Below are 11,321 nucleotides of genomic sequence, written 5' to 3' on the forward strand. Positions count from 1 at the left end.
GGCCCTGTAGCGGGGGTCAGACCTCTGCGGGCCGGGGCCTTCTGCGGTGCAGCCACGCACGCAGTCCGCGGGCCGGCCGCGTCGCCCCCGGCTCGCCCTTGTGATCCCGAGGCGGAGGCGGCGAGGCCGGCCGAGCAGCCGCAACGGCGTGCCGTGCGGCCGTCGGCGGCACGGGGTGCGCGTGGTGCGCTGCGGGTCGCCGGGCGGGCGCCGTGTGCCGGGCCGCCGGGCGTGGGGCCGGCGAGTGGTCGCGTGCCTCCTGTACCGCGTGCGCCAGTTCGCTGCGCAGCCAGTCGGCCTCGTCGGAGTCATGTGCCGTCATGAGGTGCTCGGCGAGGTGCGCGGAGGGCGAGCCCGGGGCGCCGTGGTCGGACGGAGCGGACCGGAAGCGGTTCAGCTGCGCACGCTCGTAGGGATCCTTGACGACGTCCGCGATCTCCACGGGTGCGAGCAGGACGGCCACGGCCCCGGCCCTCGCCCAAGGACCCTCGGCCTCGCGCAGCAGGAATCCCAGGTGCCGTCCACGCCAGTTGCGGGCCCGCAGGTCCACCCCGGCCGCCAGCTGCCCCCTCAGGGTCTCGGGCGTACGCCCCTTCAGCAGATGCGCGTTCTCGGCGCAGGCCGCGAACTGCCGTAGTTCCTCTGCCAGATAGAGCCAGACCACGGCGCGGTAGCGGTTCAGGTAGAGGCGCACCGGCACCAGCAGTCCGAGACGGGCGAGCCGGGTGAACCTGCCCGCGGGGATCCCCATCAGCGCGGCGCCCTCCGCCGTACCGACGACCCGCACGCGTTCGCGGAGCGTCTCGGGAAAACCGTCCTGCGCGCGCAGCCGGTCGATCTCCGCCCGCTCGACCCTGCGGCCCCCGCCTCCGCCCTCGTCGGGCACGGTGCGGATGCGGCCGAGACGGACGGCGAGGGTGAACTCGTTTCGCCTGAGCCCCAGTTCACGGGCCGCGCGGCTCGGCGCGCAGGTGGCGGGGCGGGGTGGGACGAAGGTGCTTCCCGACATGGTCGTACTCCCCCGTGGAGTCGGTGGCGCACGCCGTGTGCGTTCGCCGTGCACACACCGTAGCCGGTTCGGCACGCGTCGTGGCGAGCCTGTGGATAACCCCGCGGAGCGCGACGAACACGCAGGTCAGAGGTCCTTCAGGGGTGCACGTTCGGGTTGCCGGGCGTCCACGCCGAGATGTTCTCCGACCCGGTTGACGAGCAGGGTCATCTCGTAGGCGATCTGCCCGATGTCGGCCTCCGCCCCGCTGAGCACGCACAGGCAGCTACCGGTACCGGCGGCGGTCACGAACAGTACGGCGTCGTCGTACTCGATCATGGTCTGACGCACCCTGCCCGCGCCGAAGTGGCGTCCCGAACCCTTCGCCAGGCTGTGCAACCCGGAAGCGACGGCGGCCAGATGCTCGGCGTCCTCGCGGCGAAGGCCTGTGCTTGCTCCGGTGACCAGCCCGTCGTTGGACAGGACCAGCGCGTGCCGTACGTGGTCCACCCGCTCGGTCAGATCGTCCAGGAGCCACCCGAGTCCCTGGTTGTGCCCCATGTTCCGTCTCCCCGTGTGACGTCTCCCCCTGGCTGGAGGATCTGCCCGCCAGCCTTCCCCACGACCGCCGTCCGGGCAAGCAGGATGGGCGTATGGCACAGAAGATGACCGATGAGGAATGGCGGGCGTTCGTCTCTTACGGCACCCGGACCGGCAAATTGTCCACCGTCAACGCCGATGGGAGCCCGCATGTCGCCCCGATCTGGTTCCTGTTGGACGGGGACGACGTGGTGTTCAACACCGGCAAGGAGACCGTGAAGGGGCGCAATCTCGCCCGTGACGGACGGATCGCCCTGTGTGTGGACGACGACCGGCCGCCGTTCCACTTCGCGGTGCTGAACGGGCACGCCCGGCTGTCGGAGGAGCTGGACGAGGTGCGTCTTTGGGCCACCCGCATCGCCGCCCGGTACATGGGCGAGGAGCGCGCCGAGGAGTTCGGCGCCCGCAACGGCGTCCCGGGCGAGCTGCTGGTGAGGGCCACCGTGGACAAGGTGGTGGCGCTGAAGGACCTGACCGGCTGAGACTCAGCTCACCGAGTCGAGAAGCCGGGCGGTGTGCATCCGCCCGGCGTACTCGACGAGGCGGATCAGCACCTCCTTGCCGGAGTCCCGGTCGCGAGCGTCGCACAGCACCACAGGTGTCCCCCGGTCCAGGTCGAGGGCCCGGGAGACGTCGTGGGCGCCGTAGGCGCGTGCCCCGGTGAAGCAGTTGACGGCCACCACGAAGGGGATGCGACGGTGCTCGAAGTAGTCGACCGCCGGGAAGCAGTCCTCCAGCCGGCGCGTGTCGGCGAGAACGACGGCACCGAGGGCTCCCTGCGAGAGTTCGTCCCACAGGAACCAGAAGCGGTCCTGTCCCGGTGTGCCGAACAGGTACAGGGAGAGGCCGGAGCGGATGGTGATGCGCCCGAAGTCCATGGCGACGGTGGTGGTGACCTTCTGGTCCACACCATCGGTGTCGTCCACCAACTGCCCGGCCTCGCTGAGCAGTTCCTCGGTACGCAGCGGCCGGATCTCGCTGACGGCCCCGACCAGGGTCGTCTTGCCGACACCGAAGCCGCCGGCGACCAGTATCTTCAGCGCCAGGGCCGACATGTCGCCGGAGGCGTCGCTGTGCTCGGAAGCCATGATCACTTCTTTCGGGAAGGCCGGCTGCGGTCGGGGCCAAGGTGGTCGGGACAGGAAGTCAGCATCATGACAACTTCGGCACCCGTTCGGGGGATCGGACCGGAATGCATCTGATGTGACCGTGTCGCGCCCGGTTGGTTGCAAAAGGCGCGCCAAACGGAATGCCGTGAGTCGTCCGATGGGTTGTGAACGTTCATCTACAGCGCCCGCAGCCCTTCGATGACCTCGTGCAGGATCCGCTCGTCCGGCAGCTGGGCCGGGGGAATCGGGCGGCTGATGGTGACGCAGCCCAGTTCCAGGAGGTCGCCGAGGAGCACTCGCACCACGCCCACCGGCAGGTCGGCGCCGGCCGCGAGTTCGGCGACGGACTGCGTCTCCGTACGGCACAGGTGGACCAGGGCCCGGTGCTCGGGACCGAGCGCGGTGTCGTCCACGGCCGGTGCGGCGGGGGCGAGGGTGACGAGGGCGATCAGGTCGAAGCGCACTCCGATGGGACCCGGCTGGGTGCGTCCGCCGGTCATGGCGTAGGGGCGGACCAGGGGCCCGGCCTCGCCGTCGTACCACTGGCTGCCCTGTTCTCGCGGGCCGCCGGTCGGGTGCTCGGTCATGGGTGCCGCGCCTTCCGGCTCATCCGAAGGCGGGCGGCTGGACCGCGATGCGCGGCGCTGTGCGAAGGTGCTCGCCCACGCGCTTGACCAGGCGTGCCATCTCGTAGGCGACCAGGCCGATGTCGGCGGTGACCGCGGTGAGCACGGCGAGGCAGGAGCCCTCGCCGGCGGCGGCCACGAAGAGGAAGGCCTCGTCCATCTCCACCATGGTCTGGCGTACGCCGCCGGCCCCGAAGTGCCGTCCCGCGCCCTTGGCAAGACTGTTGAAGCCGGACGCCACGGCGGCGAGGTGCTCCGCGTCCTCGCGGGCGAGGCCGGTGGAAGCGCCGACGGCCAGGCCGTCGTTGGACAGCACGACGGCGTGCCGCACCTCGCTCACCCGTGTCACCAAGTCGTCCAGCAGCCAGTCGAGTTCGCCGGACCGCTGGGGGTCCCTCATGTTCGGGTCCTGGATCATGCCGGATCTCCTTCGGTGCTGTCGCTGCCCGTTTCGGGATCCGGGGCGGCGGCGCGGCCGGGACGCGTGCCGCCACCACGCACCCAGCCGTCGCGGTAAGCCGTCATGCGGTCCCGTACGAGTTCGGGGGTGCGCCGGTCGTCGGCGCGCGGGGTGGATTGCTGAACCGGTTCTTCGGGGCGCTGACGACGGAGTTGAGGTGCGAGGCTCGCCTGGCGTACACGGCGCGGGAGGTCGTCGGTGGGCTCGGAGTCGTTCGGTGAGCGGTGCAGCCTCAAAGCGGTGACTCCGGGGGGCGGGGGTTCCTGCGCGGGCGTCGAGGAGGCCGGGGTGGTGGCCGCGAGGGCGGGCCGGCCGGACTGCCTGTCGACCGCGGACGGTGGCCGGGGCGCGTCGGGCACGCGCGCGTATTCGGGTTGCCGCTCCGGGCGTTCCTGCGTCTCCTCGTGTGCGGGGCGTTGCGCGGATCCGGTGTGCAGCAGGGCGGTCGGCAGGAGGACGACCGCGGTGGTGCCTCCGTAGGGGGAGGTGCGCAGGTGCACCTTGATGCCGTGCCGGGAGGCCAGCCTGCTGACCACGAACAGTCCGAGGCGGTCGCTGTCGAACAGATCGAGGGCCTCGGACTGCTCGATCCGCCGGTTGGCCTCCGCGAGCGTCTCGGCGCCCATACCGAGGCCCCGGTCCTCGACTTCGAGGGCGTAACCGTTGCCCACGGGTTCGCCGGTGACCCGTACGCGTGTGTGGGGCGGCGAGAACTGGGCGGCGTTCTCGACGAGTTCGGCCAGCAGATGAGTGAGGTCGGCCACGGCCGTGCCGATGACGGACGCCTCCGGGAGCTGGCGCACCTCCACGCGCGCGTAGTCCTCGATTTCGGACACGGCGGCGCGTACGACGTTCGTGAGGGACACGGGCATGCGCCAGGCCCGGCCGGGTGCCGCTCCGGAGAGGATGATCAGGCTCTCGGCGTGGCGCCTCATCCGGGTGGTGAGGTGGTCGAGGCGGAAGAGGTCGCTCAGCTCGTCGGGGTCGTCGGAGCGACGCTCCATGCTGTCCAGGAGACTGAGCTGGCGGTGGACCAGCACCTGGCTGCGCCGGGCCAGGTTGACGAAGACACCGGAGATGCCGCTGGCGAGTTCGGCGCGCTCCACCGCGGCGTGCAGGGCGGCGCGGTGGACGGTGGTCAGGGCCTCCGACACCTGCCCGGTCTCGTCCTCCGCCGGTGGCCCGGCCGGTGCCTCGGCCTGGATGTCGATCTCTTCGCCCGTGCGCAGCTTCCGCATCGCCGCGGGGAGTTTGCGGCGGGCGATCTCCAGGGCGTCGTTGCGCAGGCTCACCAGCTCGACCACGAGGGCCCGTCCGATGCGGACGGAGATGACGAGCGAGGCGGCGACGGCGGCGAGGCCGAAGAACACGGCGGCGCCCGCCGGGCTGAGCAGGCCGCGCGCGACCGGGTCGGCGCGGCCCGCGACGGCACGCCCGCTGTCCGCCGCGATGCCCCCCATCACGTCCCGCACGCGCGCGTGAGCCGCGCTCCAGGCCGTCGTCGGTGCCGCGTCGATCGCCTTGGTGCCGGGGCCGGCGGCGAGGATCTTGTCCTCGGTGGTGGTGAGCGAGGTGTACGCGGCGCTGCCGGCGAGGTCGCGCCAGTCGGTGCGCTGGTTGCCGGGCAGGTCGGCGACGGCGGCCTCGGTGAGGGTGCGGCGTGTGGCGACAGCTGCCGCGAAGAACCGCAGCCGATCGCTCTGCAGGGCACCGGCCGGGCGCGTGCTGCCGAGGACGGCGTCCTCCTGGGCCAGCGCCTCGGCGGCGCGGGAGAATTCGAGCAGTACGCGCGCGTCGGAGCCGATGTCGGCCTGCTGGATGCCGGTCAGGGCCCCGTCCACCAGGAAGGCCGTATCGATCGTCTCGGTGTACCGGGTGAACGCTTCGCGCCAGCCGGCCCTGCGGTCGAGTACGGAGGTCCGCAGGGCGCGCAGGTCCTCGGCTCCTGTGACGAACGTCCGGAGGCGCTCGGCGACTCCGGCGGGGAGTTCCTGGCTGTCGGCGACGGTGCTGTCGGCGCCGAGCCGCAGCCCGGCCACCGCGCGGTCGGTTCGGGCGGCGAGTCCGCGGAGGTCGCCGCCTCCCGCGTCCGGGGCGGCGGCGTAGCGCACGGCAGCGGCCCGCTCGGTCTGCAGGGCGGTCACGGCCACGGCCACCGGGGCGCGCAGTTCGGCATCGACTCGCTGGGACTGGCGCAGCCGGGCGATGTCCTGGGCGGTGCTGACGGTGGCGTACGCCCACAGGGCGAGCAGGGAGACGACGGGCACCATCAGCAGGCAGACCACCTTCGCCCGTACCGTGCGGGGCCGCAGGCGCCAATGGCGCGTGCGCGGCGGCGCGTTGTCCGGTGGCGTGCCGAGGAGGCGTTCCGTGTCCTCCTCGGCCGGTGGTCCGGCGTGGGCACGGCGGCCGCGCGGTGGGAGCGACTCCGGGGTGCCGGCGTTCGGGGTGCTACGGGGTGGGCGCATGGCCTCCTCGCTCGGGACGTGGGTCGGGGCTCCGGGGCCGGACTCCCGCTAGCGGGCGGCGCTCTGGACGGGCCGCTGGGCCGAGGCGGACGCCTGGCGTTCGTCGGCCGTGGGCGAGAGGGCGACGAAAGCCGAGGTGAGGAACAGGTAGGACCCGAGGCCGACGGCGAGGGGGAAGATGAACTGCATCGCCGTGGCCCCGGGCAGCTCCTGGCCCGAGGGGGTGACACGCACGCTCACCGCGAACATCCCGGTGTAGTGCATGCTGCTGACGGCCGCCCCCATGACGAGCGAGGCGACGGTGACCGCGACGGGCGACTTGATGTTGAGCCCCGCCCACAGGGCCGCGGTCGCCGCCACGACGGCGATCAGGACCGAGAGTCCGACGAGGACGGGGTCGTAGTGCACATGACCATGCAGCCGTACCGCCGCCATGCCCAGGTAGTGCATGCTGGCGACGCCCAGCCCGGTGGTGAGCCCGCCGAGCAGGAGTGCCCGGTTGCGGTCCCGGCTGTAGCCGACGGCGAAGACGCCGGCGCAGACGACGACCACGGCGACGACGAGGCTGAGGATGGTCAGCGGTACGTCGTAGCGGATGTCGGTGCCGCTGACACGGAAGCCGAGCATGGCCACGAAGTGCATGGTCCAGATGCCCGTCCCGATCGCGGAGGCGGCGGTGAAGAGCCAGTTGCGGCGCGACCGGCCGGTGGTGCCGAGCGCGCGCACGGTGCAGCGCAGTCCCAGTGCGGCACCTATACAGGCCATGACGTACGACAGCACGGGGGTCAGCCAGCCGAAGGCGGCGTGGTCCAGGTGTCCCATGGCCCCGGGACGCTAGCCGGGGCAGGGGCGCACGAAGGGGGCGCATTTCGAAAGGTGTTGGAATATGACACAGAAAGGCGATGGAACGATCGCGTCCCGCTCGAACATGCGCGCAGCAGGGTCCCCCGTGCCAGTGAGGGATCATGCGGAGCATGAGCGACGACCACACACACGTACAGGAGTTCTTCACCGCGCGCGCGGCCGACTGGGACAGCAGGTTCCCCGACGACGGCCCGGCTTACGCGGCCGCCGTTGCCGACCTGGGGCTCCGTCAGGGCGACCGCGTGCTCGACGCGGGCTGCGGCACGGGCCGCGCCCTGCCGCCGTTGCGTGCCGCCGTAGGGTTCTCCGGGACGGTGACCGGGGTGGATCTGACCCCGGCCATGCTCCAGGCCGCCGTACGGGCGGGCAGGGACCGTGACGGACGGCTGCTGCTCGCGGATGTCGCCGCGCTGCCGCTGAGGTCCGGATCCCTGGACGCCGTGTTCGCGGCGGGCCTGATCGCGCATCTGCCGCGCCCCTCCGAGAACCTGTGCGAGCTGGCCCGCGTGGTGCGGCCAGGTGGCACGCTCGCGCTGTTCCACCCCATCGGCCGGGCCGCCCTGGCGGCTCGTCAGGGACGGCAGATCACCCCCGACGACCTCCGGGCCGAGGCCCGGCTCGGCCCGCTCCTCGCCCGCTCGGCGTGGCGCATGACGTCGTACGTCGACGAGCACGACCGGTTCCTCGCGCTGGCCGTTCGCGAGGCCTGACGACCGGGATGGGTCAGCCCCGTCCCACGACGGCTGCCGCGAAGGCGTCGGGGTTGTCGAACATGACGTTGTGCCCGGCGCCCGGCACCGTCACCACACGGACTCCGGCGGCTTCCAGGTCCTCCCTGCCCTGGAGTTCCCCGCTGTGCTCGCCCTGAAGGTAGACGCGGTCGATCGTGAGGCCTTCCAGCATCGTGCGCATCACGGGGTCCGAGCCGCGACGGAGGCCGACGGCACTGCGGTGCAGAGCGCGCGGATCGGCCAGCCTCATGGTGGCCGCCCACAGCGGGCCGACCGCGTCCAGCACGCGCGCGTAGCGCTCTTCGACGAACTCGTCCTCTTCGTAGGCGGCGATTCCGCTGCTGGCGGCCGTCGACGGTGGGAAGGCGTCGAGGTTGGCCTCCGTGAGGACCAGCCGGGAGACGAGATCGGGCCGCCGGTGGGCGAGCACGACGGCGACGGCGCCGCCCATGCTGTGCGCGACCAGCTCGGCACCGGCGACGGCGGCCTGGTCCAGTGCGACCGCGACAGCGTGGGCGTGCTCGTCCAGCGTGTAGCCGAAGTGCTCGGGCCGGTCGCTGGTGCCGTGCCCGGGCAGGTCCACGAACAGGCTGCGCCGGCCCGCGAGTTCGGGGCGGGCCGCGATGTGCGCGCCGGCCCCTGCGCGCCGAGGAGCTGGACGACCCGTTCCGGCGCGGCATCCTCACCATCGCGCGCGCCACGAGCCGGGCCGAACTCGCCTGGCTGCGCGACACGCTCAGGTCACTCGAGGACGTCGTCCGCTGAGGCGTCCGGGTGCCGGACCGGACAGCCGCCCGCCCCTGGGACCTGGCATGTACCCGGCCCGGCCCGCCGGTGGCCGTTCGGGTAGCCCCTGACCTCCCAGTTCTGCCGTGCGAAGTGCGGCGAGCGGCGCGGCGGCGGCAGTCGGACCAGCCGGCCGAGCACCCGCACGGCGCGGCGCACGAGCGCGCGGGCGGCCGGACCCGGCGGCTCGTAGCGGAAGGCGCGCAGCAGCGGCGTCGAGCAGGGCGCGTGTCGCCGCGCGCAGCAGAGGTGCCATCGGGCGCGGGTACCAGGACGCCATCAGGTCGAGCCTGGCGTCGGAGACCCGCCGAGCCTGCTCGTCCCACGCCAAGTGGGCCTCCTCGTAGGCGTCGACGAGGGTTTCGAACTCCTCGTAGACCCCGGGGATGACGGGATACCCATGCGCCGGCCGAGCATGCGGTAGTACTCGGTGGCGGCGACGATCTCGTGCCGGGACAGACGACGCCGACCGTAGGTGTCGATCCAGCGCCTCGGCATCACGACGAACAAGGACAGCACGTAGCGCATGTCGTCGTCGCTGATGTCATAGTTTCGGTGCATCTGGTTGATGCGGCGGATCGCGGTCCTGCCCTCCGGGGTGCCGGAGCCGTGCTCCACGACGGCGTCGAGGAGCAGCACGGTGTCGTCTTAGCGCTTCTGTGTACGTTCGGTCAGCTCCGCCGTCCGCGCGAGCAGCCGTCCGATGCCGGGGACGGCGTAGGTGCGGTACAGCGCCAGCTCAAGGGCCCGTGCGTAATCCCACGGAAATTCGAACGCCACACCGAGCCGGTAGACGTACAGGCCATCCGCCACCGGGTCCATCCGGCGGATCTGCTCGAGCCGAGCGAAGCGCTTCACGGCGCCGCCAGCCTTCTGCCACAGAAGCTCCAACTCTACGGAGAACAGCGCGCGTTGAGCGATGGGGGACGGCCCTTTCAGGGGCAACATGGTGCACGTGTTCGACTTGACGCGCATATGCACCACCCGTTCCCGCACCTCCCCGCACGCGAAGGCATCCGGGGCGGGCACGCACACAACATGTTCGAAGCCGCAGCCGCCTGGGAGGCGGCCGGCACGGATGACGATCAGGGGCGGGGTCGGGAAGGCGGCGACCCGGGTGCCGCCGCAGGCTCGGTCACTCGGGGTGTGCGAGACGGCGCACCGGGCCGTCCTCGCTCTCGCCCGGGAACACGACGAGTCGCTTCGGGCGGCGGTTCGCGATCTCCACAGGCTCTCCACGGGTTGCCCACGGCCCGAGGGGGGACACCGCACCGAGTGGTGGTCATTTCGCCCCCGTCCAGGTGGAAACCTGCAGCTCCGCGTGGTGTGAGGAGTCGTGACAAGCGCCTTCCGCTCGCACTAGGGTGCGCGCCGTTGGACGAACCACTGGGGAGGCACGGATGGCCGGGACGGACGATGAGGCCGTCGCAGCCGCGGACGAGGCGCTGTATGTGCTCACGGCGGTACTGCTGACGCCGGCGCAGTTTCCGAGCGTGCTGGGCGACGACTATCCGGAGGCATGCGCAGCGCTGGATCTGGCACCGCGCGCCGACGGGTACGGCCTGGTGCTCGGGCAGGACGGTGACGGCGCCCGCTGGACGGTCGTCATCGACGACGTCTCGCTGGTCGCCGTGGCGATCGCCTCCTGGGACTGCGGGATGGAGTACGAGCTGTCCCCGGACGAGCGCACGGTTGTGGCCGCCTTGCCGGGCTGGCCGCTGGCGGTCGCCGTCGCCGCACCCGGTGTACCCGCGCCGCACGACCCCGGCCCGGAGATCGCGGACGGACCCGCGCTGACCCCGCCGGACACCAGCTCCTGGGGACCCGCCCAGCGGCGCCTGGGCGCCGACGAGATAGCGCTGCAGTGGGCGGTGTGGAGGGAGCAGATCGGCGACGACTACTTCCCCTCACCCGAGGAGGGGCCGGCCGGCACGGAGGCCGGTGCGGAGGCCGGTGCGGAGGACTCGGCGGCCGACGAGGAGAGCGCGCCGAAGGGCGGCCACCGGGGCGTTCGCCGGGTGCTGGCGGAGATGCACGCCTACGTCGACTCGCCGCCGCCGCTGGGCCGGGTGCGCTCGTCGTTCGCCCCGGGCGACGCCCGTACGCTGCGCGCCGACGGACCCGGATGGTCGATGGTGGCCCGCACCGACGACATCGCGTTCGTCCTGCTGGACGAGGAGCCCGGCGAGGTGCTGCCCGTGGGCCGGGGCCCGGAACTGCCAGGGCTGCTGGAGGCGCTCGACAAGATGGCCGTGCGGCCCAGTTGAACCCGCGGGGGCCGCGCCCTGCGTATCGGCGCGGCCCCCGCGGGCTCCGAGCGAGCCTGCGGCCGTCCCGGCGATCGGTCCCGGGCCGATCGCCGGTCGCTCAGCGGCCGAGTTCCTTGCGCGTGACCCGGCGGAGCCTGCGCCGCTGCGAAGGGTCCAGCGTCAGGTACGCGGCGGCCGGAACCCCCACCACGATCAGGAACGAGATCCACCAGGGCAGCCAGATCAGCAGGATGAGACCGACCGCCACACCCCCTGCGGCGATCTTCGCGGTCTTGGACATGAGCGTCGCCTCCTTCGCGGCCACTGCCGCTCTCTGCTGTGGAAACGGCCCCGCGCTCCCAGCGGTTCCGGACCCCGACCCTGAGACATCCCTGAGACACACCCCTTAGTGCCCCAGATCACAGCCTAAGCCTTCGGGG

Annotated in this window: 12 protein-coding genes and 2 pseudogenes; 4 read left to right on the top strand and 10 right to left on the bottom strand. The window is 72.2% G+C overall.

Features of this window, described 5'->3' with window-relative positions; all coding sequences use genetic code 11:
• Positions 1-16: 16 nt before the first annotated feature.
• Positions 17-1,009, bottom strand: a complete 993-nt coding sequence (locus tag AVL59_RS30910; RefSeq protein WP_067311018.1) for a DUF6397 family protein — start codon at positions 1,007-1,009, stop codon at positions 17-19.
• A gap of 126 nt (positions 1,010-1,135) precedes the next feature.
• Positions 1,136-1,549 carry a roadblock/LC7 domain-containing protein gene (locus AVL59_RS30915; RefSeq protein ID WP_067311021.1) on the bottom strand — a complete coding sequence of 138 codons (414 nt, stop codon included), beginning with the start codon at positions 1,547-1,549 and terminating at the stop codon, positions 1,136-1,138.
• A 92-nt stretch (positions 1,550-1,641) separates the two neighbouring features.
• Here AVL59_RS30915 and AVL59_RS30920 point away from each other — a divergent pair, with 92 nt between their 5' ends.
• Positions 1,642-2,070 (top strand): PPOX class F420-dependent oxidoreductase, encoded by a 429-nt coding sequence (locus AVL59_RS30920; RefSeq protein ID WP_067311024.1) that lies wholly within the window; start codon positions 1,642-1,644, stop codon positions 2,068-2,070.
• Between the two features lie 3 nt (positions 2,071-2,073).
• Here the strand turns inward: AVL59_RS30920 and AVL59_RS30925 are convergent, their stop codons facing one another.
• From AVL59_RS30925 to AVL59_RS30945, 5 genes are all read right to left on the bottom strand, one after another.
• A complete protein-coding gene (locus AVL59_RS30925; protein WP_067311027.1) occupies positions 2,074-2,676 on the bottom strand; it encodes a GTP-binding protein in 603 nt (200 codons plus the stop codon).
• 197 nt (positions 2,677-2,873) lie between these two features.
• Positions 2,874-3,284 (bottom strand): DUF742 domain-containing protein, encoded by a 411-nt coding sequence (locus tag AVL59_RS30930; protein WP_067311030.1) that lies wholly within the window; start codon positions 3,282-3,284, stop codon positions 2,874-2,876.
• 19 nt (positions 3,285-3,303) lie between these two features.
• Positions 3,304-3,741: a roadblock/LC7 domain-containing protein gene (locus AVL59_RS30935; protein ID WP_067311033.1), complete on the bottom strand. Its 438-nt coding sequence runs from the start codon at positions 3,739-3,741 to the stop codon at positions 3,304-3,306.
• Complete coding sequence (locus tag AVL59_RS30940; protein ID WP_208870473.1) at positions 3,738-6,251, bottom strand: sensor histidine kinase; 2,514 nt, start codon at positions 6,249-6,251, stop codon at positions 3,738-3,740. The genes AVL59_RS30935 and AVL59_RS30940 overlap by 4 nt, the downstream gene beginning before the upstream one ends.
• A gap of 48 nt (positions 6,252-6,299) precedes the next feature.
• Positions 6,300-7,073: an MHYT domain-containing protein gene (locus AVL59_RS30945; protein WP_067311035.1), complete on the bottom strand. Its 774-nt coding sequence runs from the start codon at positions 7,071-7,073 to the stop codon at positions 6,300-6,302.
• A gap of 152 nt (positions 7,074-7,225) precedes the next feature.
• Between AVL59_RS30945 and AVL59_RS30950 the strand changes: the two genes are divergently transcribed.
• Positions 7,226-7,825: a class I SAM-dependent methyltransferase gene (locus AVL59_RS30950; RefSeq protein WP_067311038.1), complete on the top strand. Its 600-nt coding sequence runs from the start codon at positions 7,226-7,228 to the stop codon at positions 7,823-7,825.
• A 13-nt stretch (positions 7,826-7,838) separates the two neighbouring features.
• Here the strand turns inward: AVL59_RS30950 and AVL59_RS30955 are convergent, their stop codons facing one another.
• The gene (locus tag AVL59_RS30955) at positions 7,839-8,471 is read right to left on the bottom strand and encodes an alpha/beta fold hydrolase (RefSeq protein WP_067311040.1); all 633 of its coding nucleotides are present in this window, start codon (positions 8,469-8,471) and stop codon (positions 7,839-7,841) included.
• An 8-nt stretch (positions 8,472-8,479) separates the two neighbouring features.
• On the opposite strand from AVL59_RS30955, the pseudogene AVL59_RS55190 reads away from it, so the two are divergent.
• Positions 8,480-8,611 (top strand): annotated as a pseudogene (locus tag AVL59_RS55190) (PadR family transcriptional regulator); the annotation flags it as partial.
• On the opposite strand, the pseudogene AVL59_RS30960 reads toward AVL59_RS55190, so the two are convergent.
• Positions 8,588-9,490: pseudogene (locus AVL59_RS30960) on the bottom strand (oxygenase MpaB family protein). The pseudogenes AVL59_RS55190 and AVL59_RS30960 sit on opposite strands and share 24 nt — an antisense overlap.
• A 542-nt stretch (positions 9,491-10,032) precedes the next feature.
• On the opposite strand from AVL59_RS30960, the gene AVL59_RS30965 reads away from it, so the two are divergent.
• The gene (locus AVL59_RS30965) at positions 10,033-10,899 is read left to right on the top strand and encodes a hypothetical protein (RefSeq protein WP_067311042.1); all 867 of its coding nucleotides are present in this window, start codon (positions 10,033-10,035) and stop codon (positions 10,897-10,899) included.
• A 100-nt stretch (positions 10,900-10,999) separates the two neighbouring features.
• Here AVL59_RS30965 and AVL59_RS30970 read toward each other — a convergent pair whose 3' ends face one another.
• Positions 11,000-11,182, bottom strand: coding sequence for a hypothetical protein (locus AVL59_RS30970; RefSeq protein ID WP_067311047.1), 183 nt, complete (start codon positions 11,180-11,182; stop codon positions 11,000-11,002).
• Positions 11,183-11,321: the final 139 nt, after the last annotated feature.

Origin of the sequence: Streptomyces griseochromogenes, assembly GCF_001542625.1 — a bacterium.
In the GTDB taxonomy this organism is placed as follows: Bacteria; Actinomycetota; Actinomycetes; order Streptomycetales; family Streptomycetaceae; genus Streptomyces; species Streptomyces griseochromogenes.